The 25711-nt window shown below is 73.2% G+C and carries 29 protein-coding genes; 15 read left to right on the forward strand and 14 right to left on the reverse strand.

What is annotated here, in order from left to right; translation table 11 throughout:
* The first annotated feature begins 10 nt into the window (after positions 1–10).
* Positions 11–1096: a Gfo/Idh/MocA family protein gene (locus AB1207_RS13345; protein ID WP_367638863.1), complete on the forward strand. Its 1086-nt coding sequence runs from the start codon at positions 11–13 to the stop codon at positions 1094–1096.
* Positions 1093–1821, forward strand: coding sequence for a ThuA domain-containing protein (locus tag AB1207_RS13350; protein WP_367638864.1), 729 nt, complete (start codon positions 1093–1095; stop codon positions 1819–1821). The genes AB1207_RS13345 and AB1207_RS13350 overlap by 4 nt, the downstream gene beginning before the upstream one ends.
* Positions 1822–1866: 45 nt before the next feature.
* Here the strand turns inward: AB1207_RS13350 and AB1207_RS13355 are convergent, their stop codons facing one another.
* The gene (locus tag AB1207_RS13355; protein WP_367638865.1) at positions 1867–2892 is read right to left on the reverse strand and encodes a tRNA (adenine-N1)-methyltransferase; all 1026 of its coding nucleotides are present in this window, start codon (positions 2890–2892) and stop codon (positions 1867–1869) included.
* A gap of 25 nt (positions 2893–2917) precedes the next feature.
* Positions 2918–4054 (reverse strand): M50 family metallopeptidase, encoded by a 1137-nt coding sequence (locus AB1207_RS13360; protein WP_367638866.1) that lies wholly within the window; start codon positions 4052–4054, stop codon positions 2918–2920.
* A gap of 106 nt (positions 4055–4160) precedes the next feature.
* Between AB1207_RS13360 and AB1207_RS13365 the strand changes: the two genes are divergently transcribed.
* Positions 4161–5057 (forward strand): RecB family exonuclease, encoded by an 897-nt coding sequence (locus AB1207_RS13365; RefSeq protein ID WP_437178931.1) that lies wholly within the window; start codon positions 4161–4163, stop codon positions 5055–5057.
* Positions 5058–5085: 28 nt separating this feature from the next.
* Here the strand turns inward: AB1207_RS13365 and AB1207_RS13370 are convergent, their stop codons facing one another.
* On the reverse strand, positions 5086–5880 hold the full coding sequence (locus AB1207_RS13370) for an alpha/beta fold hydrolase (protein WP_367638867.1): 795 nt from the start codon (positions 5878–5880) through the stop codon (positions 5086–5088).
* A 44-nt stretch (positions 5881–5924) separates the two neighbouring features.
* On the reverse strand, positions 5925–6659 hold the full coding sequence (locus tag AB1207_RS13375; RefSeq protein WP_367638868.1) for an HAD family hydrolase: 735 nt from the start codon (positions 6657–6659) through the stop codon (positions 5925–5927).
* Between the two features lie 25 nt (positions 6660–6684).
* On the opposite strand from AB1207_RS13375, the gene AB1207_RS13380 reads away from it, so the two are divergent.
* From AB1207_RS13380 to AB1207_RS13405, 6 genes are all read left to right on the forward strand, one after another.
* Positions 6685–7557 carry a PAC2 family protein gene (locus AB1207_RS13380; RefSeq protein ID WP_367638869.1) on the forward strand — a complete coding sequence of 291 codons (873 nt, stop codon included), beginning with the start codon at positions 6685–6687 and terminating at the stop codon, positions 7555–7557.
* Positions 7558–7678: 121 nt separating this feature from the next.
* Complete coding sequence (locus tag AB1207_RS13385) at positions 7679–8191, forward strand: DUF805 domain-containing protein (protein ID WP_367638870.1); 513 nt, start codon at positions 7679–7681, stop codon at positions 8189–8191.
* Positions 8192–8328: 137 nt separating this feature from the next.
* On the forward strand, positions 8329–8958 hold the full coding sequence (locus tag AB1207_RS13390; RefSeq protein ID WP_367638916.1) for an AIM24 family protein: 630 nt from the start codon (positions 8329–8331) through the stop codon (positions 8956–8958).
* Positions 8958–9626 carry an AIM24 family protein gene (locus tag AB1207_RS13395; protein ID WP_367638871.1) on the forward strand — a complete coding sequence of 223 codons (669 nt, stop codon included), beginning with the start codon at positions 8958–8960 and terminating at the stop codon, positions 9624–9626. The genes AB1207_RS13390 and AB1207_RS13395 overlap by 1 nt, the downstream gene beginning before the upstream one ends.
* A complete protein-coding gene (locus tag AB1207_RS13400; RefSeq protein WP_367638872.1) occupies positions 9626–10399 on the forward strand; it encodes an AIM24 family protein in 774 nt (257 codons plus the stop codon). Before AB1207_RS13395 ends, AB1207_RS13400 begins: the two co-directional genes overlap by 1 nt.
* Positions 10396–11412: a dipeptidase gene (locus tag AB1207_RS13405; protein ID WP_367638873.1), complete on the forward strand. Its 1017-nt coding sequence runs from the start codon at positions 10396–10398 to the stop codon at positions 11410–11412. The genes AB1207_RS13400 and AB1207_RS13405 overlap by 4 nt, the downstream gene beginning before the upstream one ends.
* Here the strand turns inward: AB1207_RS13405 and mshC are convergent.
* The 4 genes from mshC to AB1207_RS13425 are packed head-to-tail and all read right to left on the reverse strand — an operon-like array spanning position 11409 to position 14818.
* The gene (mshC, locus tag AB1207_RS13410; RefSeq protein WP_367638874.1) at positions 11409–12662 is read right to left on the reverse strand and encodes a cysteine--1-D-myo-inosityl 2-amino-2-deoxy-alpha-D-glucopyranoside ligase; all 1254 of its coding nucleotides are present in this window, start codon (positions 12660–12662) and stop codon (positions 11409–11411) included. The two genes, AB1207_RS13405 and mshC, sit on opposite strands and share 4 nt — an antisense overlap.
* Positions 12663–12685: 23 nt before the next feature.
* Positions 12686–13603, reverse strand: a complete 918-nt coding sequence (locus AB1207_RS13415; RefSeq protein WP_367638875.1) for an SCO1664 family protein — start codon at positions 13601–13603, stop codon at positions 12686–12688.
* A complete protein-coding gene (locus AB1207_RS13420; RefSeq protein ID WP_367638876.1) occupies positions 13531–14079 on the reverse strand; it encodes a DUF3090 domain-containing protein in 549 nt (182 codons plus the stop codon). The genes AB1207_RS13415 and AB1207_RS13420 overlap by 73 nt, the downstream gene beginning before the upstream one ends.
* A gap of 10 nt (positions 14080–14089) precedes the next feature.
* A complete protein-coding gene (locus tag AB1207_RS13425) occupies positions 14090–14818 on the reverse strand; it encodes a histidine phosphatase family protein (protein WP_367638877.1) in 729 nt (242 codons plus the stop codon).
* A 141-nt stretch (positions 14819–14959) separates the two neighbouring features.
* Here AB1207_RS13425 and AB1207_RS13430 point away from each other — a divergent pair, with 141 nt between their 5' ends.
* Positions 14960–16003 (forward strand): magnesium and cobalt transport protein CorA, encoded by a 1044-nt coding sequence (locus AB1207_RS13430; protein ID WP_367638878.1) that lies wholly within the window; start codon positions 14960–14962, stop codon positions 16001–16003.
* Between the two features lie 22 nt (positions 16004–16025).
* On the opposite strand, the gene AB1207_RS13435 is transcribed toward AB1207_RS13430, so the two are convergent.
* Together AB1207_RS13435 and AB1207_RS13440 are read right to left on the reverse strand one after the other, a co-directional pair.
* Complete coding sequence (locus tag AB1207_RS13435) at positions 16026–16868, reverse strand: undecaprenyl-diphosphate phosphatase (RefSeq protein WP_437178937.1); 843 nt, start codon at positions 16866–16868, stop codon at positions 16026–16028.
* Positions 16869–17020: 152 nt separating this feature from the next.
* On the reverse strand, positions 17021–17335 hold the full coding sequence (locus AB1207_RS13440) for a primosomal protein (protein WP_367638880.1): 315 nt from the start codon (positions 17333–17335) through the stop codon (positions 17021–17023).
* Positions 17336–17391: 56 nt separating this feature from the next.
* Here AB1207_RS13440 and AB1207_RS13445 point away from each other — a divergent pair, with 56 nt between their 5' ends.
* From AB1207_RS13445 to AB1207_RS13460, 4 genes are all read left to right on the forward strand, one after another.
* The gene (locus tag AB1207_RS13445) at positions 17392–17664 is read left to right on the forward strand and encodes a DUF5703 family protein (RefSeq protein WP_367638881.1); all 273 of its coding nucleotides are present in this window, start codon (positions 17392–17394) and stop codon (positions 17662–17664) included.
* Between the two features lie 20 nt (positions 17665–17684).
* Entirely contained in the window at positions 17685–19154 is a 1470-nt protein-coding gene (locus AB1207_RS13450; RefSeq protein ID WP_367638882.1) for an amino acid permease, read from the forward strand.
* 78 nt (positions 19155–19232) lie between these two features.
* A complete protein-coding gene (locus AB1207_RS13455; RefSeq protein WP_367638917.1) occupies positions 19233–20330 on the forward strand; it encodes an LLM class flavin-dependent oxidoreductase in 1098 nt (365 codons plus the stop codon).
* Positions 20323–20754, forward strand: a complete 432-nt coding sequence (locus AB1207_RS13460; RefSeq protein WP_367638883.1) for a MarR family winged helix-turn-helix transcriptional regulator — start codon at positions 20323–20325, stop codon at positions 20752–20754. Before AB1207_RS13455 ends, AB1207_RS13460 begins: the two co-directional genes overlap by 8 nt.
* Before the next feature lies 1 nt (position 20755).
* On the opposite strand, the gene AB1207_RS13465 is transcribed toward AB1207_RS13460, so the two are convergent.
* The 3 genes from AB1207_RS13465 to AB1207_RS13475 all read right to left on the reverse strand — a co-directional run bounded on the left by AB1207_RS13465 (position 20756) and on the right by AB1207_RS13475 (position 23169).
* Positions 20756–21547: a DUF4190 domain-containing protein gene (locus tag AB1207_RS13465; RefSeq protein ID WP_367638884.1), complete on the reverse strand. Its 792-nt coding sequence runs from the start codon at positions 21545–21547 to the stop codon at positions 20756–20758.
* Positions 21548–21649: 102 nt separating this feature from the next.
* Positions 21650–22438 (reverse strand): DUF4190 domain-containing protein, encoded by a 789-nt coding sequence (locus tag AB1207_RS13470; RefSeq protein WP_367638885.1) that lies wholly within the window; start codon positions 22436–22438, stop codon positions 21650–21652.
* A 71-nt stretch (positions 22439–22509) separates the two neighbouring features.
* A complete protein-coding gene (locus AB1207_RS13475; RefSeq protein WP_367638886.1) occupies positions 22510–23169 on the reverse strand; it encodes a maltokinase N-terminal cap-like domain-containing protein in 660 nt (219 codons plus the stop codon).
* 33 nt (positions 23170–23202) lie between these two features.
* Here AB1207_RS13475 and AB1207_RS13480 point away from each other — a divergent pair, with 33 nt between their 5' ends.
* On the forward strand, positions 23203–23712 hold the full coding sequence (locus AB1207_RS13480; RefSeq protein WP_367638887.1) for a GrpB family protein: 510 nt from the start codon (positions 23203–23205) through the stop codon (positions 23710–23712).
* Here the strand turns inward: AB1207_RS13480 and AB1207_RS13485 are convergent.
* On the reverse strand, positions 23702–25609 hold the full coding sequence (locus AB1207_RS13485) for an ABC transporter ATP-binding protein (RefSeq protein ID WP_367638888.1): 1908 nt from the start codon (positions 25607–25609) through the stop codon (positions 23702–23704). The genes AB1207_RS13480 and AB1207_RS13485 overlap by 11 nt on opposite strands.
* Positions 25610–25711 lie beyond the last annotated feature (102 nt).

The raw sequence follows: 25711 nt of genomic DNA on the forward strand, positions 1-25711 counted from the left end.
CGTCGAGATCGTGGTCGCTGCTGACATCACCCCGGACCAGACCAAGACCTCCCGGACGAGGATCATCCACGTCGGGCTCGGCGGCTGGGGAGGTGACTGGGAACGCAACGCCATCCCCCCGGTGACCGAGGTCGACCGGGTCGCCATCGTCGACGCCCACGAGCCGACCCTGCGCGCCGCCCAGGAGAAGCTCGACCTGCCCGACGACATGTGCTTCACCTCCCTCACCGCAGCGGCGGAGGCGGTCCCCGCCGAGGGCGTCGTCGTCACCGCCCCGATGGACTTCCACGTGCCCGTCGCCCTGGAGGCGCTGGAGGCCGGACTCCACGTCCTCGTCGAGAAGCCGTTCGCCGGCACGGTCGCCGAGGCCCGGACCGCGGTGGAACGCGCCGAGGAGCTCGGCCTCGTCCTGCAGGTCAGCCAGAACTACCGCTTCTACCCCGGCCCGCAGAAGGTCCGCGAGCTGCTGGCCGCGGGCACGGTCGGCGACCTGTCCGTCGTCCACGTCGACTTCCGGCGCTGGGACCACGACGCCCCCGTCGAGACGTACCGGCACTACCAGTTCCCGCACCCGCTCATCTACGACATGGCGATCCACCACTTCGACCTGCTGCGCATGACGACCGGTCGCGAGGCGGTGAGCGTCTACGCCAAGGTCACCGACCCCTCGTGGAGCAAGTACACCGAGGAGGCCGCGGCGGTCCTCGTCATCGAGCTCGAGGGCGGGCTCGTCTGCAGCTACCGCGGCAGCTGGGTCTCCCGCGCCCCGGAGACGCACTGGGACGGGGAGTGGGTGTTCGAGGGCCAGGACGGCTACGTCACCCTCGCCGGCCGCGGCAACTCCGGCCCCGCCGACGACGAGGTGCGCGTCGGACTGGCGGGCGGGGTCGCCGAAGCCGTCGAGCTGCCGGCGGTGGACGTCTGGGGCCGGTCCGCGGGGCTGCGGCAGTTCGCGCGGGCCATCCGCGGCGGCGGGGCGCCCGACGTCACGGGCCGCTCCAACCTCGGCAGCGTCGCGCTCATGGAGGCCGCCGCCCGGTCGGCGGCGTCCGGGAAGGTGGAACCCGTGGAACAGCTCGGAGGCACGGTCGCATGAGGGTCCTGGTCTGGAACGAAGGCGTCCACGAGGCGAACAGCTCGCCCCCCGACATCGGCGAGTACTACCCCGAGGGCATGCACGGCGCGATCGCCGCGGGACTGCGGCGGCTCCTGCCGCAGGCCGAGGTGTCCACCGCGACGCTCGCCGACCCCGAGCACGGTCTGAACGCGGACGTCCTGGACCGGACCGACGTCCTGCTCTGGTGGGGGCACGCCGCCCACGACCAGGTCGACGACGCGGTGGTGGCGCGGGTGAAGCAGCACGTCCTCGGTGGGATGGGTCTGCTGGTCCTGCACTCGGGGCACTTCTCGAAGATCTTCCGGGAACTGCTCGGCACCACCTGCTCGCTGGCGTGGCGCAACGAGGGCGAACAGGAACTGGTCTGGACGGTCAAGCCGTCGCACCCCATCGCCCAGGGGATCCCGCACCCGATCGTGATCCCCCGCCAGGAGATGTACGGGGAGCTGTTCGACATCCCCGACCCCGACGACCTCGTGTTCATCAGCTCGTTCGCGGGCGGTGAGGTGTTCCGCTCGGGCGTCACGTTCACCCGCGGTCAGGGGAAGATCTTCTACTTCTCCCCCGGCGACCAGGAGTACCCCGTCTACCAGCAGGCCGAGATCCAGCAGGTGCTGGCCAACGGCGTCCGCTGGGCCGCGCCCACCACGGACCGGCGGGCCGCCCCGGACGTCACGAACCCGCCGCGGCAGTGGGTGCTCTGACCTGAGCGTGGGGTGGGGCCCCGCGAGGGCCCCACCCCACGACGGTCAGTCCTCGAGCAACTCGTCCGTGCCGGCCGACGCCTCGGCGCCGCGGGCGGCCTCACGCGCCGCGCGCCGCACCTTGCGGTCGGAGATGGGACGGTCGCCGTACTCGGTGCCCTCGACGACCTCGACGTCGGCGCCCTCCCCGTCCACGGGGTAGGCACCGGGGGCCGGGCGTCGCTTGCGCAGCGGCGGCGTGAACCCGTCGGCGAGGCGGCGGGAGGTGATGAGGAAACCCGTGTGCCCGATCATCCGGTGCTGCGGACGGACCGCGAGCCCCTCCAGGTGCCACCCGCGCACCATGGACTCCCACGCCTCGGGCTCGGTCCAGCGGCCCGACGCCCGCATCGCCTCGGCCACGCGCGACAGCTGGGTCGCCGTCGCCACGTAGCAGATGAGCACGCCGCCGGGGGCGAGGTGGTCGGCCACCGCGTCCAGGCACTCCCACGGGGCGAGCATGTCGAGCACGGCCCGGTCGGCGAGCACGTCCGTCGTCGGCAGCGTCTCGACGAGGTCGCCCACCCGCACCGTCCACGCCGGGTGGGGGCCCCCGAAGAACGTCTCGACGTTCCCCCGGGCGACGTCGGCGAAGTCCTGGCGGCGCTCGAAGGAGTGCACCTGCCCCTGGTCGCCCACCGCGCGCAGCAGCGACATCGACAACGCGCCCGAGCCGACCCCGGCCTCGATGACCGTGGCCCCGGGGAACACGTCCGCCATCTGCACGATCTGCCCGGCGTCCTTGGGGTACACGACCGCGGCGCCGCGCGGCATCGACAGCACGAAGTCCGTCAGCAGCGGCCGCATCACGAGGTACTCGATCATCGCGGTGTTGACGATGGTCGTGCCGTCGGGGCGGCCGATGAGCTCGTCGTGCAGGAACTTGCCGCGGTGGGTGTGGAACTCCTTGCCCGCGGTCAGGGTGATCGTGTGCATCCGCCCCCGGGGGTCGGTCAGCTGCACCCGCTCGCCCTCGCGCAGCGGTCCACGGCGGGTGGTGGCACCCGTCGGCGGGTGGGCAGGGTCGATCACAGGGTTCCTCTTCCGTTCGTCCGTCTCAGCGGGCCGTGACCGCCGCGATCACGTCACCGGTGTGCAGCAGTCCACGGACCCGCCCAGCAGTGTCCACCACGACGTGCTCCCCCGGACGCACCTGGACGGCCTCCAGCAGCTCCTCACCCGTGAGGTCCTCCGGCAGCCACGACCGCGGCGGCAGCGCCCGCGCCGTCGCCCCGGCCCCCAGGGACGTGCGCCGCTCCTCCGGCACCTGCCGCAGCGCCGCGGTGTCCACGACCGCCACCGGCACCCCGTCGTCGGTGACGAGGACGACCTCGAGGTCACGCGCGGACCCGACGGTCGCCCCGCCGTCGATGGCCGCCCGCGCCGTGCGCACGACCTCCTCGACGGTCGCCCGCGCGTTGACGGCGATCGCCGGACGCTGCAGCGCCCGCACGGACAGGGCCGGCACCCGCCGCTGCAGGGACGCGAACTTCAGCGCCTCCGACGCCCCCTGCCACAGCAGCGCACCCACGAGCCCGGCCCAGACGACGTCGGTGATGGACGAGCCCCAGCCCAGCAGCCGCGGCACGAGCAGGCCCCCGAGGAAGACGAGGACGGCCAGGACACGCCCCACCCACCCCGCGGCGACCGTCCCGGCCGCGCGGTTCCCCCGCAGCTTCCACACGGCCGCCTCGAGCGCGTGCCCCCCGTCCAGCGGCAGCCCCGGCAGCAGGTTGAACACCGCGAGCAGGGCGTTGGACAGCATGAGCGCGCCGAGCAGCAGCTCCACGACGCCGCCACCGCCCGGCTGGTCGGCCAGACCGTCCCGCAGCCGCCACGCGAGGACCGCGATGACCCCGTTGACGACCGGCCCCACGACCGCGATGAGCGCGCTGCTGCCCGGCGTCGTGCGGCCCTCGTGGGAGGTGTAACCGCCCCACACGTTCAGCACGATCCCCGTGACCCGCTGCCCCGTGGCCTTCGCGGCCACGGCGTGCGCGACCTCGTGCAGCAGCACCGAGACGAGCAGCAGCACCGCGTACCCGAACGCCACGACGTACGACGTCGGGCCCGGGACGCGCAGCTGCACGACCGGGGAGAAGACGACGACGATGAGCGCGGCGAAGAGGAACCAGGAGGGGGCCAGCAGCAGCGGCACCCCGAACGGGCGCCCGAGGGAGATGCCGCCCCTCACGAGACTCCGCCGACGACCCGGGACGAGACCACGTGCATCCACCGATCGTAGGCGGCGCTCGCGCGTTCCCCGCGGGCAGCACCCCCGGTCGCCGTAGAGTGCCGGAGTGACCACCGGCGTGCCGCAGCTCGAGAGCGCCCTGGTCGTGCCTCCCGCCGCCGCGCAGGTCACGGACCCGGTCACCGTGCCGCTCAGCACGCGGCGCCCGTTGTCCCCCTCGCGGGCCTCGGACTTCATGCAGTGCCCGCTGCTCTTCCGCTTCCGCACCATCGACCGGCTCCCGGAGGTGCCCACCCCGGCCGCCGTCCGCGGCACCGTCGTCCACGCCGTGCTGGAACGCCTCTTCGACCTGCCGGCGCACGAGCGGACCGCCGAACGCGCCTGCTCGATGGTGGAGGACCAGTGGCGGGAGTTGCTCGACCGCGAACCCCGCGTCGGTGGGCTGTTCCCCGAGGAGACCACCGGTCCGGGCACCGCCGAGGGTCTGGCCACGTGGCTGGCGGGGGCGCGTCGCCTCCTGCAGCGCTACTTCGACCTGGAGGACCCGACGCGGCTGGAGCCGGCCGCGCGCGAGATGCCCGTCGAGATCGACCTCACCGACGGGTTGCACCTGCGCGGGATCGTCGACCGCCTCGACGTGGCCCCGGGCGGGGCGATGCGCGTCGTGGACTACAAGACGGGCCGGGCACCCTCGGAGCTGTTCGAGTCCAAGGCGCTGTTCCAGATGCGCTTCTACGCCCTCGTCCTGTGGCGGCTGCGCGGTGAGGTCCCCCGGCTCCTGCAGCTCGTCTACCTCGGGTCCGGGGACGTCCTGCGCTACGCCCCCGACGAGGCCGACCTGCTCGCGACCGAACGCAAGGTCCGCGCACTGTCCGACGCCATCGAGCGCAACCGGGCCACGGGCGACTGGCGTCCGAAGCCCGGTCGCACGTGCACGTGGTGCGACCACAAGGCGCTGTGCCCCAGCTTCGGCGGCACCCCACCGCCGCTGCCCGAGGTCTGAGGCCCCCGAGCCGTCAGACGCGCTCCGGCTACACGGCGCGCGCGAAGGCGGCGAAGCGGTCGACCGCCGCCGGGACGTCCCAGGAGTGCCACGCGCCGGCCAGCACCTCCGACACCGCGCCCGGCACCTCACGGGCCACGCGCGCCGCGGCCTCCGGCATGCCGGGGAACGTCTGCTCCCCGAATACCGCCAGCACCGGCACCGCGCGGCCGAGCAGGTCGCCGAGCGGACCGCTCGCCGCCCACACGAGGGACTCCCCGTCCGCCCGGTACGCCGGGGCCTGCGCGATGAAGCGGTCGTGGAACGGCATGTCCGCCAGGCCTTCCCGGAACTCAGCGGGCATGTCGCGCATGTACTCCGCCGCGGCCCCGGCGAGGTCCCCCGCGTCGAGGCGGTCGGTCACGTTCGCCACCCACGAGCGGACGGCGGGCAGTTCCGACTGCTCCTCCAGCGGCGCCTCCCACAGCACCAGACCCGCCGCCGGGACACCGCGGGCCGCCGCCGCCAGCGCGATGGAACACCCCGAGGAGTGCCCGACGAGGACCGCCGGCCCGCCACCGGCCGCCTCCACGACGGCGGCGACGGCCGCGAGCTCGCGCTCCAGCGTGATGTCGCCGGAGGCCACGCTCTCGCCCCGTCCCACCCGGTCGTGGACGGTCGTCGTGAACCCGCGCTCGGCCAGCGCCTGCGCGGTCTGCGTCGTCTCCTCGTCGATCGCCCGGTAGGGCCCGGCCCCGGCGATGAACACGACCGCCGGCCCGGACCCGTAGCGGTCCAGCACCACCGTGTCGCCGTGGCCGGTCTGCACCTGGAGTGTCGTCATGCCCCGCTGACCCCGCCCGGACCCCGAAGTCATCGGCGCGCTGCTCAGACCTCCGGGAGGGTGTCCAGCGGCCGGCCCGCGGCGATGCGGCCCAGCGCCGCGACGTCCACCTCGGCCAGCGACACGACGCGGCTGCGCCCCGGGGCGGCGGGGATCGGCACCATGTGCGGGCACGCCAGGACGTGCGCCCCGGCCGCCTCCCCCGACGCCACGCCCGTCGGGGAGTCCTCCACGACCACGCAGTCCGCCGGGTCCACGCCCAGCAGCTCGGCCGCCCGCAGGTACGGGTCCGGCGCCGGCTTGCCGCGCTCCACCTCGTCCCCGGCGACCACGACGGAGAAGGCGCCCGGCACCATCGCCGCGACCGTCCCGGCGAGGCTGCGGTAGGACATCGTGACCAGCGCGCACGGCACCCCGGCCGCACCGAGGGCACGCAGCAACTCCAGTGCACCCGGTCGCCACACGACGGCCGCGCTCACCTGCGTGATGACCGCCGCGATGAGCTCGTCGACGACGGCGGCCGCGTCCAGCCGCGTGCCGGTCGTCCGCTCGACGTGCTCGGCCAGGACCCGTCCGGAGTCCGGCAGGGCGCTGCCCACCAGCTGCAGGGCCTGGTCGTGGCTCCACGTCGCCCCGTACCGGCCCAGCAGCGCCGTCTCGGCGGCGATCCAGTGCGGTTCGGTGTCGACCAGCGTGCCGTCCATGTCCCACAGCACTGCCGCGGGGAGCTGGACGGGTGTCTCGGAGGTGTGTCCGGTGGGCGCTTCGTGGGGACTCATCAGCCCCGGAGTCTAGGGTTGAGACGTGCCAGAGCAGCCTGCCGACCCCACGACGGACGACCTCGTCCTGCGCAACCCCGTCGTCATCGCGGCCTTCGAGGGGTGGAACGACGCGGGCGAGTCCGCCAGCCAGGCCGTCGCGCACCTGCACGACGTCTGGGACGCCACCGAGCTCACCGAGTTCGACCCCGAGCTCTACCACGACTTCCAGGTCAACCGGCCGACCGTCCACTTCGACGACGACGGTCGCCGCCGCCTCACCTGGCCCACGACCCGCATCTCCGCGGTCCAGCTGCCCGACGGCCCCCGCGACGTGATCCTCGTGCGCGGCATCGAGCCCTCGATGCGCTGGCGCACGTACGCCCAGGAACTCGTCGACGTCGCCCGCACCCACCACGCCTCCCTCGTGCTGACCCTCGGCGCCCTCCTCGCCGACGTCCCGCACACCCGGCCCCTGCCGGTCACGTCCAGCTCCGAGGACCCCGAGCTCATCGAGAAGCTCGACATCGAGCCCTCCCGCTACGAGGGCCCCACCGGGATCGTCGGCGTCGTGCAGGACGCCGTCACCGCCGCGGGCATCCCGTCGGTGTCCCTGTGGGCCGCCATCCCCCACTACGTGGGCCAGCCGCCGTCGCCCAAGGGGACGCTCGCCCTGCTGCGCCGCATCGAGGAGATGCTCGACCTCTCGATCCCGCTCGACGAGCTGCCCGAGGACGCCCGCGCCTGGGAGCGCGGCGTCGACGAGCTCGCCGGGGAGGACGCCGAGATCGCCGAGTACGTCCAGCAGCTCGAGGAGGCCAAGGACACCGCCGAGCTCCCCGAGGCCTCCGGCGAGGCCATCGCGCGGGAGTTCGAGCGCTACCTGCGCCGACGGGACGACCCGCCGCGCCGCGGCTGAGGCTGACCCGCGGTGACCAGATCAGGCGATCTTCCCGGTTCACGTCACTCCGAGTGATCATCTGCGCCACCATGGCACGTGCTGCACGGAGGGTCCGTGCACGCGTGGAGGAGGGGTCCTCGTGGGTTTCGCCGACGCAGTCAAGACCTGCCTGCGGAAGTACGCCGTGTTCTCGGGCCGCGCCCGCCGCTCGGAGTACTGGTACTTCCGGCTGTTCCTCGGCCTGCTCGGCCTCGTGCTCGGCATCGTCTTCGCCGTCGTGGCCGGGGCCATCGCCGGGGCCGCCGGGGCCAGCGGCTCCGACTCCGTCTCGGCCGGCGGCGGCATCGCCATCATCTTCCTGTACCTGCTCGTCTTCGCCGTGAGCCTCGCCGTGCTGCTGCCCAGCCTCGCGGCCGAGGCACGCCGTCTGCACGACACCGGCAAGTCGGCGTGGTGGATCCTCCTCGAACTGGTGCCCTTCGGTGGGATCGTCCTGATCGTGTTCTGCGCCATGGACTCCACCCCCGGCCCGAACGAGCACGGCCCCAACCCCAAGGGCGTCGGCGGCGGGTACGGCCAGCCGCCCCAGTTCGGCGGGCCGAACCAGTACGGCCAGCCCGGCCAGTACGGCCAGCAGCCCGGCCAGTTCTGAGCCGTCCAGCACCACGCCGAGGGGGCGGTCACGACACGTGACCGCCCCCGCGGCGTTCCCGGACCGGCCCACGCCATGATGGGCTGACAGCAGTCCCGCAGTGCTCCCCGACCGTGCCGAACACCGAGGAGGAACTCGTGTCCTGGCGGCTCGAAACACCGCGCGTCCTCGTCGTCGACCTCGACGGGTCCAAGGGCAGCGCCGTGCGCGCCCAGACCGGCTCGATGGTCGCCTACGAGGGCGACGTCCAGTTCAAGAACGCCGGGATGGGCGGTGGAGGGGGTCTGCGCGCCGCCTTCAAGCAGCGCGTCACCGGCGAGTCCCTGTCCCTCATGGAGGTCACCGGCCGCGGCACCGTCCACTTCGCCGTCGACGCCGGCTACGTCCTCGTCCTCGACCTCGCCGGCGACACCCTCAAGGCCGAGTCCGAGGGCCTGCTGTGCCTGCAGGACAGCCTGAAGACGGACGTCACCTTCACCGGGCTGCAGGGCGCCTCCAGCGGCCAGGGCCTGTTCACCACGACCGTCACCGGCCACGGCCAGGTCGCGCTGCTCTCCCTCGGCGGGCCGCCCATCGCCCTGCGCGTCACCCCGCAGACCCCGCTCGTCGTCGACCCCGACGCCTACATCGGCGCCGTCGGGAACCTGTCGCAGTCCTTCGTCACCGACGTCTCCTGGCGCAACCTCATCGGCGAGAGCTCCGGCGAGGCGTTCTCGTTGCGGTTCGAGGGCCAGGGCGTCGTCTACATCCAGCCCGAGGAGCGGTGATGGCGTTCACCAAGGTCACCTCCAAGGTCGTCCTGGCCGAGGTCCGTCCCGGCGCCGAGGTCCTCGCCCGCCGCGGCGCGATGCTCGCCACCAGCGGCCAGATCGCCTTCTCCCCCGTCGTCGGCGGGCCCGGCGGCGGCGCCTACGGCGGCGGCATCGCCTCGGCGCTCGCACGCGGCATGCAGGGCGAGGCGGTCCCGCTCATGGTCGCCGAGGGCAACGGCACGGTGCACTACGGCTTCCGCGGCCACCACGTCACCGTCATCGACCTCGACGGCTCCCAGCCGATGTCGGTCGAGGCCGACCGGTTGCTCGCCCACGACGCGAACATGTCCAGCTCCGTGGTGTTCCTCGGCCAGCAGGGCGGGCTGCGCGGCGCGGTGCGGGGAGCGGTGACGGGCCAGGGCCTGTTCACCACCCAGCTGTCCGGCCGCGGCACCGTCGCGGTCCTGTCCCACGGCGGCACCTTCGCCCTGCAGGTCGGCGGGAACCGCCAGGTCGTCGTCGACCCGCAGGCGTACGTCGCGCACGTCGGGAACCTCCGCCTCGACGTGGCGACGGCGCTGTCGTGGCGCGACGCCGTGGGCCGCGGGTCCGGGGAAGGCGTGCAGCTCAAGGTGTCCGGCGAGGGCACCGTCTACGTCCAGGCGAGCGAGGAGAAGCTCTGATGGCCTCCACCAGCCCCCAGCCCCTCGACCCGCAGACGCTGCCGGACCACGACAACCTGCCGGACAACCCGTACGCCTACTGCGTGCGGCTCACCGGACCGCTGTTCATGCAGACCGGACGGATGATCGCCTACTACCCCGCCGGCGGCGGGACGATCCGGTTCGAACCGCTGACGGCGACGTCGATGACGGCCATGGTCGCCTCGAAGTTCTCCTCCCCGCTCTACAGCCGGGACTGGGTCGTGGCGAACGGTCAGGGCCACGTCCTGCTCGGCGACCGCGGGTACGACATCAACTCCTACGACCTCGACGACGGGAACCTCACCGTCCGCGCCGCGAACCTGCTGGCGTTCGACGCGAGCCTGGAGCTGAAGGAGTCGATCATCCCGGGGTTCCTCACCCTCATCGGGACGGGGAAGTTCCTCGCGAGCTCCTCGGGGCCGGTCATCTTCGTCGAACCTCCGGTCCGGGTGGATCCGGAGGCGCTCGTCGGCTGGGCGGACTGCCCCGCACCCTCCCAGCACTTCGACGCGGGCTGGATGGGGCACTTCCTCGGCGCGGCCCGTGGCGCACTCTTCGGGACGCGGTCCGGGGAGGAGCGCCAGTACGACTTCACCGGCGCCGGCACCGTCCTGCTGCAGAGCTCGGAACGGATGCTGGAGGACCCGCAGGTCGTGCGGCGGCTCGAGGGCGAGGTGCACCAGCTGGGGCCCAACCAGTTGCGGCACCTGGCCGGGGTCATCCAGCAGCAGCTCACCCAGCACCAGCAGTGACCGTGGACCTGTGGCGCGAGGTGCTCGCCACCCACCCGGTGTTCGACGGGCACAACGACCTGGCCTGGGAAGTGCGCGAGCGGTTCGGGTCCGACCCCGTCGCGGCCGGGCTGCTCGACCAGCCGACCCTGCACACCGACGTCCCCCGGCTGCGCGCCGGGGGCGTCGGGGCGCAGTTCTGGTCGGTGTACGTGCCCTCGACCTGGGACCCGGCGGCGGCGACCGTCGCGGTGCTGGAACAGGTCGACGTGGTGCGCCGCGTCGTCACCGCGCACCCGGACGTCTTCGGGTGGACGCCCACGGCGGCGGCCGTGCGTGAGGCGGTGGCCGCCGGACGCATCGCCTCCCTCGTCGGCGCCGAGGGCGGGCACTCCATCGCCGGGTCGCTGGGTGTCCTGCGGGAACTGCGTCGCGCCGGCCTGGCGTACATGACGCTGACGCACAACGACAACACCCCGTGGGCGGCCTCGGCGACGGGTGAGCCCGTCGACCACGGTCTGACGGACTTCGGCCACGACGTCGTCCGCGAGATGAACCGGACCGGCGTGCTCGTGGACCTCTCCCACGTCCACGAGCGCACCATGCACGACGCGCTCGACACGACGACGCGGCCCGTCCTGTTCTCGCACTCCTCGTGCCGGGCGGTCACCGACCACCCCCGCAACGTGCCGGACGGCGTCCTGGAACGCCTGCCGCACAACGGAGGCGTCCTCATGGTGACGTTCGTCCCGGCCTTCGTGGCGGCCCCCGGCGCCGACCGGGCGCGGCTGGAGGACGTCGTCCGCCACCTCGAGCACGCCCGCGAGGTCGTGGGCGTCGAGCACGTGGGCCTCGGCGGCGACTACGACGGCACCGACGCGTTCCCCGACGGACTGCAGGACGTGTCCTGCTACCCCGCGCTGCTGCAGGCCCTCGCCGACCGCGGTTGGTCGGCCGCGGACCTGCGGGCCCTCACGTCCGGCAACGCCCTGCGCGTCCTGGAGGAGGCGCAGGACGGCACGTCCGTCGACTAGCGGGCGAGTTCCACCCCGAGCAGCGCGGCGACCAGGTCGCGGACCAGGGCCGGGGACCCGGTCTCGTCGCCGTCGCCCGCCGCCACCCAGGCGTCGACGGCTGCGACGGCCCCGGGGGCGTCGAGGTCGTCGGCGAGGCGTTCGCGCACCGTCGCCAGCAGCTCGTCCGCGGGCGGACCGGACGGGCGGGCGACGGCGGCGCTCCACGCCGCGAACCGCTCGCGCGCCGTGGCGAGGACCTCGTCGGTCCACTCCCACTCGCTGCGCCAGTGGTGCGCGACGATCGCGAGCCGGACGGCGCCGGGCTCGACCCCGGCCGCCCGGAGCTTGGAGACGAGCACGAGGTTGCCCTTGGACTTGCTCATCTTCTCGCCGTCGAAGGCGACCATGCCCGAGTGCGCGTAGGCGCGGGCGAACGGACGGGACTCCGGTCGCAGCAGGTGCGCGTGCGAGGCACCCATCTCGTGGTGCGGGAAGACCAGGTCCGAGCCACCGGCCTGCACGTCGATGGGCATCCCCAGGTGCTCCAGGGCGATCGCCGTGCACTCCACGTGCCAGCCCGGGCGGCCGCGGCCGAGGTCACCGGCGTCCCACGCGGGTTCGCCCTCGCGCTCGACCCGCCACAGCAACGGGTCCAGCGGGTCGCGCTTGCCGGGACGCTGCGGGTCGCCGCCGCGCTCTGCGGACAGCGCGAGCATCGTCTCGCGGTCGTAGCCGCCGACCTCGCCGAACGCCACGTCGGAGGCGACCGGGAAGTACACGTCGCCGTCCGGCCCGCCGTCGACGCCCGGCACCCGGTAGGCCGCACCAGCGGCGAGCAGGTCCCGCACGGCCGCGGACACGAGGTCGACGGCCTCGACGACGCCGAGGTACTCCTGGGGCGGGACGACGGACAGCGCCTCCATGTCGGCGCGGAACAGGTCGATCTGGGACGCCGCGAGGTCGCGCCAGTCGACTCCCGTGGCGGTCGCACGCTCGAGCAGCGGGTCGTCGACGTCGGTGACGTTCTGCACGTAGCGCACGTCGAGACCCGCGTCGCGCCAGGCGCGGCCCAGGAGGTCGAAGGCGACGTAGGTGTTGGCGTGGCCCAGGTGCGTCGCGTCGTACGGGGTGATGCCGCAGACGTAGAGCGTCGCGGTGCCCTCCTCCGGGCCGACCGGGACGACCTCGCCGAGCGAGGTGTCGTGGAGGTGGACGCGAGGCCCCCGACCGGGCAGGGACGGGACGGCGGGGACGGGCCAGGAACGCACGGGCCGAACCTACCTGGCGCTCGTCAGAAGGGCGGCCACGGGATGGTCCGGTGCCCGCGGGGCCGGGGCAGCCGGTCCGCCGTCAGCAGCTTGGCGGTCCGTTCCAGCGTCGCGACGACCTCCTCGACGACGAGCAGCTCGCCCAGCAGGTCCCCGAGCGGGCCGTCGAGGTCGGCGACGAGGACGCTGAGGACCTCGCGCTCCTCGGCCAGCAGCCGCGTCCCGCCGAACCCCCACAGCACCGTCCGCAGCTTGGGTTCCTCGTGGAAGGTCAGCCCGTGGTCCACGCCGTGCACCGCGCCGGACCACCCCGGCAGGACGTGCCCGCCCTTGCGGTCGGCGTTGTTCAGGACGACGTCCAGGACGGCCATCCGCCGCAGCCGCAGGTCGTCGGCGTGCACGAGCGAGACGGGACGGCCCGCGCCGTCCTCCGCCTCCAGCACCGTCAGCCAGCCGGGTTCGACCTGGCGCGGCGGCAGGATGTCCACCAGCCCCGCGCCCGGGGACGGCAGCACGACCTCGGCGGCGTCGGCCGGGTCCGCGCCGTCCTGCTGCAACCACAGCTGCACCGACCCCGGCCCGAGCGGCCCGTCGCGGAAGACGGTGGGCGGCACCACGTTCCACCCCGTCGTCGCCGAGACCGCGTAGGAGGCCACCTCGCGGCGGGCGAGGGTGTCGTCCGGGAAGTCCCACAGGGGGCGTTCCCCGGAGACGGGCTTGTAGACGCACGCGAGCTCGCCCTCGTCCGTCGTGACGGTGGCGTACAGCGTGGCGTTCGACGCGTCCGCGAGCCGGCCGCGGATCTGCAGCTCCCCCGCGGCGAGCCGGACGAGGGCCTCCTGCTCGTCGACTCCGGCGAACGTCGCGCTCAGCGCCGGTACCCGTTCGCGCGCGGGCAGACGTGACCGGCCGGGTCCAGCGGGCCGGCGCAGAACGGGCACGGCGGACGGCCGGCCGCCACGAGCGCCAGCGCCCGCGCCGCGAACGCGCGGGCGGCGGCCCCGTCGAGGGACACGCGCAGGAGGTTCTGGTGCGGCGCGGGTTCGGGCTGCTCCGGGTCCACCTCCTCCTCGCTGACCTCGAAGCACTCGATGACCACGACGTCGCGTTCGCCGTCCCACGCCAGGCTCATCGTCCCGACGCGGAACTCCTCCTCGATGGGCAGGTCGAGCGGCGCGGTGTCCTCGGTGCCCGCGGGGGGCATCGCGGGGACGGGCGCGGCACCGCCCGAGCGGCGGACGATCTCGTCGAGGAGCTCGCCGACGCGTTCGGCCAGGGCGGAGACCTGCGTCTTCTCCAGCGCCACGGACGTCAGACGTGCACCGGCCCTGGCCTGCAGGAAGAACGTGCGCTGACCCGGTTGACCGACGGTGCCCGCGACGAAGCGCTCGGGCGGGTCGTACTCGTGCACGGGCATGGCTCCGACCCTACGCCGCGCCCGTGCTGCCGCCGACGACCGCGTCACTGCTCGCGGGGCGGCGCGTCGAGCGGCGCTTCTTCTTCGCCGGCGCGAAGCCCGCGAGGTCCCCGCCGGAGTCGTTCATCCGCAGGACGAAGGGACGCAGCGGCGCGTAGCGCACGACCGACACCGAGCACGGGTCGACGGACAGCCGCTGGAAGAGGTCGAGGTGCATGCCGAGGGCGTCGGCGAGGACCGCCTTGATGACGTCCCCGTGGCTCACGGCCACCCACACCGCGTCGTCCCCGTGCTCGGCCGCGACACGGGCGTCGTGCTCCCGCACGGCCTCCAGCGCCCGGTGCTGCATCGTCGCGAGGCCCTCGCCACCCTCGCCGGGGAAGACGGCTGCCGACGGGTGCGACTGCACGGTCCGCCACAGCGGTTCCTTGGCGAGGTCCTTCAGCGCCTTGCCCGTCCAGTCGCCGTACTTGCACTCCCCCAGCCGGTCCTCGGTGCGCACCGGGGGCCGCGCTCCGGTCGGGCCGTCGACGGCGCGCAGCGCCTCCGCCGTCTCCTGGCAGCGTTCCAACGGCGAGACGACGACGTCGGCGACCGGCACCGGCGCCAGCCGTCGCGCCAGCGCCTCCGCCTGGGCCCGACCGGTGTCGTCGAGGTGCACCCCCGGTGTCCACCCGGCGAGGACGGCGGCGGTGTTGGCGGTGCTGCGGCCGTGGCGGACGAGCAGGAGGGTCGGCACGGCCCCCACTGTAGGGGCGTGGTTGGCCCGTAGCTTCGGCGACCGGTCACGGTGGAGGCAGCTCATTAATTCCGGTAACTGAACTTCCGTTGTCATCGCGCGGCACAGGAAGCCAGGGCACGATGTCGCCGTGATTGCTCAGTGATCGTCGACGTGGCGACCTACCGCGACGGCCGCCGTCACGAGGTCCCCGACCTCGCCGCCACCCTGCGGGCCTGCCGCGTGGACGCGGACGGGGCCTCCCCCGCTCCCGGCGACGCGGCGCAGGAGGAGTTCCTGTGGCTGGGGCTGAAGGACCCCACGGCGGCGGAGTTCGAGGACGTCGCCTCGTCGCTGCACCTGCACCGGCTCGCCGTCGAGGCGGCCGTGGCGGGGCACCAGCGACCGAAGATCGAGTGGTTCGGCGACACCGTCTTCGTCGTCCTGAAGGTGCTGGAGTACTTCGACGACACCTCCAGCGTCGAGACCGGCGAGATCATGCTGTTCGTCGGCCGCCGGTTCGTCGTCACCGTCCGCCGGGGTGCCGTGGGCGCGCTCACCACGGTCCGTTCCGCCGTCGAACGGGACCAGCGGCGGCTCGCTCGCGGCCCGAAGGGCGTCCTGCACGCGGTGATGGAGCACGTCGTCGCCGGGTACGCGACCATCGACGGGGAGCTCGAGCAGGACGTGGAGGACATGGAGGAGCAGGTCTTCTCCCCCAGCCGCAGCTCCGACGCCCAGCGCATCTACTCCCTCAAACGCGAGGTCCTCGAGGTGCGCCGCGGCGCCTTCCCGCTCGTCGCACCGCTGAAGCGGCTCGTCGAGGCCGGCACGAGCGACCACCCAGCGCCCCACCCGGAGGTGCCCCACCACCCCGTGGACGCGCAGGCGCTGTTCGTCCTGCGCGACGTGCTCGACACGCTCGTGCGCACCGTCGAGCACGTCGAGACGTACGACCGGCTGCTCACCGACATCCTCAACGCGCACCTCGCGCAGGTGTCGGTCCGGCAGAACGACGACATGCGCAAGATCTCGGCCTGGGCGGCCATCGCCGCCGTCCCGACGCTCATCGCGGGCGTCTACGGCATGAACTTCCAGCACATGCCAGAGCTGGGCTGGCGCTACGGGTACCCGCTGTGCGTCCTCGCGATGGTCGGGATCTGCGTCGTCCTCTACCGCCTCTTCAAGCGGTCGGGATGGCTGTGAGCCGGAGCTCGCGAGGGGCCCCTCAGCCGAAGCTGGTGCCGTTCCAGGCCGGCAGGACGTTCGCGAGGACCAGCGCGTAGACCACGACGGCCAGGGCGATGCGGTAGACGACGAAGCCCTTGTAGCTGTGGGTGGTGATGAACCGCATGAGCCAGGCGATGACGACGAACCCGACGGCGAACGCCACGACGGTGGCCACCGCGGTCGGCGCCCACGCGATGGCGGCGCCCGTGCTGACCTCGTCGTACAGCTGGTAGAAGCCCGACAGCACGACGGCCGGGATGGCCAGGAGGAACGAGTACCGCGCGGCGGCCTCGCGCGTGTACCCGAGCAGCAGGCCCATCGTGATGGTGCCGCCGGACCGGGAGACCCCCGGGATGAGCGCCATCGCCTGGGCCAGGCCGAAGAGCACACCGTGCTTCCAGGTCAGCTGGTCCAGCGTCCGTTCCTTGCGGCCGAACCGGTCGGCCGCCCCGAGGACCAGCGCGAACACCCAGAGCGTGGTGGCGATGACGACGAACCCGCGCAGCGTCGTCTCGATCGCGTCCTGGAAGAGCAGGCCGAGCAGGCCGATGGGGATGGTCCCCAGGATGACGAGCCAGCCCATCCGCGCGTCGGGGTCGTTCCGCGGCACGCGCCCGGTCAGGGACCGGACCCACTGGCCGATGATCCGCGCGATGTCCTTGCGGAAGTAGAGGATGACCGCGGCCTCGGTGCCGAGCTGGCAGATCGCGGTGAAGGCCGCCCCGGGGTCCTCGGCCCCGATGAGGGTGCCGACGATCGCGAGGTGGCCGCTGGAGGAGATGGGCAGGAACTCGGTCAGGCCCTGGACCAGACCGAGGAACGCACCCTCGAGGACACCCATGCTCATGCCGGGACTCCCCCCGTCCGCGGGCAGCAGGTGACGACGCTCGAACTGGGGGTGGGCACGGCCGAACGCTATCGGGCGGCCGGGGGCGTCGTCGTGCGCAGGGCCGGTGCGTCACCGGGGACGCACCGAACCCTCACACGGGACGGTCAGAGGGGCTTGGGGGCCTCGTCCTCGTCCGCCTCGTCGTCGGTGTCCTCGTCCTCTTCGTCGTCGTCGTCGTCTTCGTCGTCTTCGTCGTCGTCGTCGCGTTCGTCCTCGACGTCGTCGTAGAGCACGAAGGGCGTGACCTCGTCGTAGGCGTCGTAGATCGCCTCCTCGTACACCTCGAAGGCGTCCGCCACACGCTGGTAGGCGTCGGCGACGGCGGGGTCGGTCTCACCGCGCCGGTTGGCGGCGGCGGCGAGGTGGTCCTCGAGGGCGGCCACGAGTCGGGCCAGGGCCGCGCGCGGGTCGGGCGTCATGGTCCGACCGTACCGGGAACGGGTGCGCCCGCCTCACCGGGTGCATCATGGTCCCGATGGCTGCGCACGAGGGGAACACGCCCGAACGGTCGACCGGTCGCCGGGACGGCCGGAGCACGGGCCGGACGTCGGGTCCGGGAACGCCGGAGGAGTACGAGTACCGGGTGCTGACGCTCCCCCGGGAGACCTCCCGCGGTGACGCGCGGCGCCTGCTCACCGAGCACGCCGAGTACGGGCGCTGGGAGTTGGCCCGGGTCCGCCTCTACATGGGGGGCAGCCGCAAGGTCTGGCTCCGTCGCAAGATCATCCGGGTCGCACGCACGGCGTGACCGGCCTACCGTCGCCGTCCGTGGGCATCTTCCGGACGAAGAGCGTCGAGGACGCGATCGCGACGACGGACGAACCCGAGCACCGGCTGAAGAAGACGCTGGGCGCCTGGGACCTCACCGTCTTCGGTGTGGGCGTCATCATCGGGACGGGCATCTTCGTCCTGACCGGTGAGGCAGCCGGCACCCGTGCGGGGCCGGCCGTGACGCTGTCGTTCGTCGTCGCCGGCGTCGTCTGCGCGCTGGCGGCGCTGTGCTATGCCGAGTTCGCCTCCACCGTCCCCGTCGCGGGGTCCGCTTACACGTTCTCCTACGCGAGCCTCGGCGAGGTGGTGGCGTGGATCATCGGCTGGGACCTCATCCTCGAACTGGCCCTGGGCGCGGCGACCGTCGCGGTCGGGTGGTCCAGCTACGCGGCGGACCTGCTGAGCCAGACCCTGGGGCTGCAGGTGCCGGAGTGGCTTTACTCGACGTCGCCCTCCCCCACCCAGCCGAACCTCATCGCCGCGGCCGTCATCCTCGTGCTCACCGCGGTGCTGTGCGTGGGGACCAAGGCCTCGGCGCGGGTCAACGCGGTCGTCGTGGCGGTCAAGCTCACCGTCGTGGGCATCGTGATCGTCGCGGGCCTGTTCTTCGTCAAGGTGTCGAACTGGTCGCCGTTCGTGCCGCCGTCCGGTTCCCGCGGTGCCGCGAGCACCCCGCCCGACCCCTCGCTCTGGCAGGACCTCGGCGTCCCGCTGGGGACGTTCGGCGTGGGCGGTGTCCTCACGGCTGCGGCGCTGGTGTTCTTCGCCTTCATCGGCTTCGACATCGTGGCGACGGCGGCGGAGGAGACGAAGAACCCGCAGCGGGACGTCCCGCGGGGCATCTTCGGGTCGCTGGCGATCTGCACGGTCCTCTACGTCCTCGTCTCCCTCGTCGTGACCGGGATGGTCAAGTACGACCGGATCTCCGTCGACGCGCCGCTGGCCAACGCGTTCCGGGCCGTCGGCGCCGACGTCGTCGCCACGCTCATCAGCGTGGGCTCGGTCGTCGGCCTGCTGACGGTCATGATGGTGCTGATGCTCGGCCAGAACCGGGTGCTCTTCGCGATGGCGCGGGACCGGCTCATCCCGTCGTGGTTCTCCAAGGTCGACGGGCGCACCGGGGTGCCGCTGCGCATCACGGCCGTCACCGGGGTCGTCGTGGCCGTCGTCGCCGCCGTGACGCCGATCTCCGACCTGGCGGAGATGGTCAACATCGGCACGCTCTTCGCCTTCGTCCTCGTCTCGATCGGGGTCGTCGTCCTGCGCCGCACGCGGCCGGACCTGCCGCGGGCCTTCCGGATGCCCTGGGTCCCGGTGCTGCCGATCGTCTCCGCGGTCCTGGCCCTGGTGCTCATGGGCTTCCTGCCGGGCCTGAGCTGGATCCGGCTGGGGATCTGGATGCTGCTCGGCCTGGCCGTCTACCTCGCCTACGGCTACCGCAAGTCCCGGCTCGCCCGGCGAGGCTGACCCGCCGGGAACAGATCCAAGTCGTGTAGTCTTCAACGAGATACATGCAGATGCATGGACTTCGACGAGGAGCGCGACATGCAGTTCGGGATCTTCAGCGTCGGCGACATCACGCCCGACCCCACCACCGGCCGTGCGCCGACCGAGCACGAGCGCATCAAGGCGCTGGTGACGATGGCCGAGCACGCCGAGCAGGTGGGCCTGGACGTCTTCGCGGTCGGTGAGCACCACAACCCCCCGTTCGTGCCGTCCGCCATGACGACCCTGTTGGGGTGGATCGCCGCGCGCACCACCCGGCTGACCGTCTCGACGTCCATCGCGCACATCACCACCAACGACCCGGTGCGGATGGCCGAGGACTACGCGATGCTCCAGCACCTCAGCGAGGGCCGCGTCGACCTGGTCCTCGGCCGCGGGAACGACGGCCGGCTCTACCCCTGGTTCGGGCAGGACCCCCGCCGCGGGGTCGAGCTGACGGTCGAGAACTACCAGCTGCTGCGCCGCCTGTGGGACGAGGAGGTCGTCGACTGGCAGGGCGAGTTCCGGACCCCGCTGCAGGGTTTCACCTCGACCCCGCGCCCGCTGGACGGTGTGCCGCCGTTCGTCTGGCACGGGTCGATCCGGACCCCGCAGGTCGCCGAGATCGCCGCGTACTTCGGGGACGGCTACTTCGCCAACAACATCTTCTGGCCCAAGGAGCACTACATCCGGCTCATCACCCTCTACCGGGAGCGCTACGCCCACTACGGGCACGGCACGCCGGAGCAGGCGATCGTCGGGCTCGGCGGGCAGGTGTTCATGGCGAAGAACTCCCAGGACGCGGTGCGCGAGTTCCGCCCCTACTTCGACAACGCCCCGGTCTACGGCAACGGGCCGTCGCTGGAGGAGTTCACCCGGCAGACCCCGCTCACCGTGGGCACGCCCGACCAGGTCGTCGAGAAGACGCTGACGTTCCAGGAGTTCTTCGGCGACTACCAGCGCCAGATGTTCCTCATGGACCACGCCGGGTTGCCGCTGAAGACGGTCCTGGAGCAGCTCGACATGCTCGGTGAGCACGTGGTCCCCGCGCTGCGCAAGGAGTTCGAGGCCCGTCGGCCGGCGGGCGTGCCGAGCGACCCGCCCTCGCACGCGTCCCGCGCCGCGGCGAAGGCGGCCCTCGCCGCGCCCGGTGCCTGACGGCCGGACCCGGGCCGCGGTCGGGGCCTGGGAGCAGGTGTTCCGGTTGCAGGCGACGCTGCTGCGGCGGTTCGACACGCAGGACGTGTGGGGCGGGCTGAGCGTGCGGGAGTACGACGTGCTCTACACGCTCGCCCGCTCCGGCGGACGGTGCCGGCTCGGGGGGTTGTCGGAGGAGGTCTACCTCCCGCAACCCTCGCTGAGCCGGCTCGTCGACCGTCTCGCCGCGCGCGGTCTGCTGACCCGCGAACCCGACCCGCACGACGGCCGCGGCGTCGTCGTCGTGCTGACCGACGACGGCGCCGCAGCGCAGCGCGAGATCGGTGGCCGGCACGCGGCCGGCATCGCCCGGGAATTCTCGGCGCTCTCGGCCGACGAGCTGGCCGAGCTGGAACGGCTGTGCCGGAAGGTCCTCGGGGACTAGCTCAGCCGAGCTTCCACGCCACCTGGTCGTCCTGGAAGTTCGCGAACTGCTCGACCGACACCAGACCGCCGGCGATGGCCTCGACGGGGACGTCGAAGCACACCTGGTACGACGCCGTCCCCCCTGCCCGCAGACCGGGCTGCTCGACAGCGGAGTTCGGGACGACGGCGTCGCAGGACGTCGTCGAGTAGTTGCGGGCGTCCGTGCCCTGGAAACCGGTCGTGAGGTCGATCCACGGGTTCGCTTCGGGCTGGTCACCGTTGTAGGTCGCGGTCAGGTCGACGAGGACGTACCGCCCGTCGGCCGCCTCGTTGAAGGAGTTGGCGTCGGCGATGACCTGGGTGGCGTCCTGGTTCACCGCGGTGACGGTCACGGAGTAGTCGCCGACCTCGGCCGGCGCACCCAGGGCGAGCGCGGACGCGGCGGCCTCCTCGGCAGCCTCCGGTTCCACCGTGCTGTACCCGTTGGTCGCGTCGGCCGACGCCTGGTCCACCGCCTCGTCGACCGCGGTGAGCGCCGCCCCGGCTGCGACGTTGACCGCGATCGCGACCACGATCGCGGCAGCGGACAGGACCACGCCGGCGATCGACAGCCCCTTGCCGTCGGCGCGGCGGGCCAGGGCGATGATGCCCAGCACGAGCCCCACGACGGCCAGCACGATGCTGCCGATGTTGAGGAGGGGTACGAGGCATCCCGCCGCGGCGACGATGCCGAGGACGAGGGCGGCCACCGCGAGCCCCTTGCCCCGGGTGGGGACGGACTGCGGCGGCGGTGGGGCGACGAACTGCGACATGCGGAGACTCCTGTGCATCTGTTGTGATCTCGTTGGATCACAGCCAGTCAAGCAGTCGTCACGCTTTTCGGTGACCGTTTCCGAAGATCTGCCGCCCAGACGTCAGACCATCCCTCCAGCACCCGCGGAGGAGCCCTCGAGCGTGGCGGGGTCCGTCCAGCCCGCGTAGGTCCTCTGCGCCTCGTCCTCCACCTCGATCCAGAGGCCGGTCGGGTCCTGGACGCCTTCGAAGCACATCTGGAACGTGGCGCTCTGCCCCGGGTCCAGGTCCGGCAGGTCGGCGGCGTCGGGTGAGAGCGTCTGGATGCAGTCCGTCGCGTCGTACTCGTAGCCGTCGACGTCGTAGAGGTAGCCGTAGAGGTCCTCGTAGGAGTCGCCGGAACCGCTGCCGGTGAACTGGACCGTGAGGTCGGCGAAGACGACGTCCCCGCGGGTGCTGACCCCGTCGACGCTCACGGTGTACTCGTCGAGCTCGGCGGTCTCGCCGAAGGCGTGCTCCCCCGCCGACTGCCCCTCGTCGGGGGCGGTCGTACCTCCCGTGTCCCATCCGGAGGGCGACAGCGCCACGGCGAGGAAGAGCGCGCCGTAGGTCACGAAGATCACCACGGTGACGACGATCGCGACGACCGTACCGACCGCTCCCGTGATGACGCCCGCGAGCGCCATGCCGCGGCCGGGCAGGCGGCGGCCGAGGGCGATGCCGCCGGTGACGACGCCGGCGATGCCGAGGGCGATGGCGAAGGGGCCGAGGAGGGGCACGAGGGCGAGGGAGGCGATGCCGGTGCAGAGGCCGACGATCGCGAGCGCCGGGGAGGGCGCGGCCCGGTGGGGCGGGGGGCCGTACGGCGCGGTGGGCGGGCCGGGTGGCGGGGACGGGTGGTGCCAGGACACCCGTTCATTGCACCACCCCGGGGTGGGTGGGGGTGGGTGCTCGGGGGCAGGACCGCCCGGGCGGGTGATCGTCAGGGGGTCGGGGGTGGGTCGGGGGTGAGGACGGCGAGGACGACGGGGGTGTCCTGGCCGGGCCAGGTGCCGCGCAGCGTGGCGCCTGGTACGGGGACGGGGTGCACGACGCGGGGCAGGACGAGGCGCAGGCCGTGGTTGTGGCGGGGGGCGCGGACGACGGTGGTGGTGCCGGTGTGCTCGACGTGCGGGTGGGTCCAGTCGCCGGGGTGCGTGGGGGCGCCGGGGGTGGGGCCGTCGCCGCGGACGTGGGTGGTGGCGGGCAGGAGGGTGAGCCCGTCGGGGGTGGCTTCGTCCAGGTCGGCTTCGCGTCCGCCGTGCAGGACGGTGGTGGCGAGGGCGGTGAGCAGGACGGGGTCGTGGCAGCCGTCGTGGATCCACCGGTCGCCGAGGGTGGTGTGGGTCATGGTGGTGACGAGGGTGTCGGGCGGTCCGGGGGTTCCGCGGTACGTCAGGGGCACCTGCAGGACGCGGCCGTCGGGGGTGGCGAGGAGGTGGGTCTCCATGCCGACCTCGCCGTCGGGGTCGTCGAAGCGGTAGGAGCCGACGGGGGTGAGCTCTGTGAGGTCGCCTCCCCCGGTCCACGGCTGGCGGGGCACCCAGGCCTGCAGCAGTTCGCGCTTGGTGGGCGCGATGGTCGCGGGGTGGTGGACGGCCACGTCCCGGAGTGTGGCAGCTGGCACCCTCGACTCGTGGACCTGGGGCTGCGGGACGGTGAGGTGCGGGTGGTCCTGCACGAGGAGGGCTGGGCGCGGGAGGGCCGGCGGGAGGCGGCGCGGGTGCTGGCGGCGGGGGCGCCGTGGGTGCTGCGGGTGGAGCACGTGGGCAGCACGGCGGTGCCGGGGTTGGCGGCCAAGCCGGTGGTGGACCTGGCGGTGGCGGTGCGGGACCTGGCGGACGCGGAGGCGCTGGCGCCGTCGATGGCGGGGTTGGGGTACGACTTCCCCGGGGACGTGGGCATTCCCGACGACCTCGTCTTCGGCCGCGCGCGGGGGTTCCGCACCCACCTCCTCCACGTCGTCGTGGACGAGGGTCCCCGGTGGCGGGCCTACCTGGGCTTCCGGGAGGCGTTGCGCGGCAGCGCGTCCCTGCGGGCGGAGTACACGGCGCTGAAGTCCGCGCTCGCCGCCGCGCACGGCGCGGACCGGGCGGCGTACACGGCGGCGAAGGCGGGGTTCGTGGAGCGGGTGCTCAGGGGGTGAGGCCCACGGAGGGTGTCTCCTCCTCGTCCTCCCGCTGCTCCCCTCCGTGCCGTTGCAGTTCGGCGTAGCGGCCGCCGAGGGCGAGCAGTTCGCGGTGGGTGCCGCGTTCGACGATGCGCCCGGCCTCGAGGACGAGGATCTGGTCGGCGTTGCGGACGGTGGAGAGCCGGTGGGCGATGACGATGGCGGTGCGGCCTTCGAGGGCTTCGTCGAGGGCGGCCTGGACGGCGACCTCGGAGGCGTTGTCGAGGTGGGCGGTGGCCTCGTCGAGGACGACGATGCGCGGGTGGGCCAGCAGCAGGCGGGCGATGGTGAGCCGTTGCCGCTCCCCACCGGAGAAGCGGTACCCGCGCTCCCCCACGACGGTGTCCAGGCCCTCGGGAAGGGCGGCGACGAGGTCGGCGAGGCGGGCGCGGTGCAGGGCGTCGAGGATGTCGGCGTCGGTGGCTTCGGGGCGGGCCAGCTGCAGGTTGGAGCGCAGGGACTCGTGGAAGAGGTGCCCGTCCTGGGTGACGACGCCGACGGTGCGGCGCAACGACTCCGCGGTGAGGTCGCGGACGTCGCGCCCGCCGACGCGGACGGCGCCGGAGTCGACGTCGTACAGGCGCGCGAGCAGCTGGGCGAGGGTGGACTTCCCGGCCCCGGAGGAGCCGACGAGGGCGAAGACCTGGCCGGCTTCGACGCGGAAGGACACGTCGTGCAGGACGGGGACGCCGCCGCGGGTGTCGAGGGTGGCGACGTCCTCCAGGGAGGCGAGGGAGACGTCGGAGGCGGCGGGGTAGCCGAAGCCGACGTGGTCGAACTCCACGGCGACGGGGCCGTCGGGCAGGGCGAGGGCGTCGGGACGTTCGCGCACGAGCGGGACGAGGTCGAGGACCTCGAAGACGCGGTCGAAGCTGACGAGGGCGCTGGTGACGTCGGCGCGGGCGCTGGCGAGCGCCGTGAGGGGGGCGTAGAGGCGGGTGAGCAGGAGGGCGAGGGTGACGATGCTGCCGGCGTCGAGGGTGCCGGCGATGGCGGCGACCCCGCCGACGCCGTAGACGACGGCGAGGGCGAGCGCGGAGACGAGGGTGAGGGCGGTGACGAAGACGCTGCGCCGCACGGCGGTGGTGACGCCGATGTCGCGGACGGCGCGGGCGGCGGCGGCGAAGGAGCGGGACTCCTCCTGGGGGCGGCCGAAGAGCTTGACGAGGGTGGCGCCGGGGGCGGAGAAGCGTTCGGTCGTCTGGTTGATCATCGCGGCGTTGAGGTGGGCGGCGCGGCGGGCGAGCAGGGCCAGGGACCGGCCGAAGCGGCGGGCGGGCAGCAGGAAGACCGGCAGCAGGACCAGGGCCAGGACGGTGATCTGCCAGGAGATGCCGATCATGACCACGGCGGTGAGGGCGACGGCGACGACGTTGCTGACGATGCCCGAGAGGGTGTCGCTGAAGGCGCGCTGGGCGCCGAGGACGTCGTTGTTGAGGCGGCTGACGAGGGCGCCGGTGCGGGTGCGGGTGAAGAAGGCGACGGGCATCCGCTGGACGTGGTCGAAGACGCGGGTGCGCAGGTCGAGGATGAGGTCCTCGCCGAGGGTGGCGGACAGCCAGCGCACGACGAGGCCGAGGGCGGACTCGGCGAGCGCGACGGCGGCGATGAGCAGCGCGAGGGTGACGACGCGGGGGCGGTCGCCGGTGCCGACGGCCTCCACGGCGCGGCCGGCCAGGACGGGGGTGGCGACGGCGAGGACGGCCAGGACGACGCTGCCGACGACGAAGAGGGTGAGCAGCCGGGACCGTTCGCGGGCCATGGCCAGGACGCGGCGGGGCGTCGTGGGCCGGAAGGGCCGGCCCTCGGGTGTGCCGTCGGGGGCGCTCATCGCCTTCCACAGCGCCGTGTGGGCGACGTTCTCCATGCTCACGAGTGGGACTCCGTGCACGAGTGGGACGGGCGGAGGGGGGACTGCATGTCCCGACGCTAGGTGCTGCAGCGCGCTGCAGCTCAACGGGACGTGGGGGCCGTG

The organism is Kineococcus endophyticus (assembly GCF_040796495.1).
GTDB lineage: Bacteria > Actinomycetota > Actinomycetes > Actinomycetales > Kineococcaceae > Kineococcus > Kineococcus endophyticus.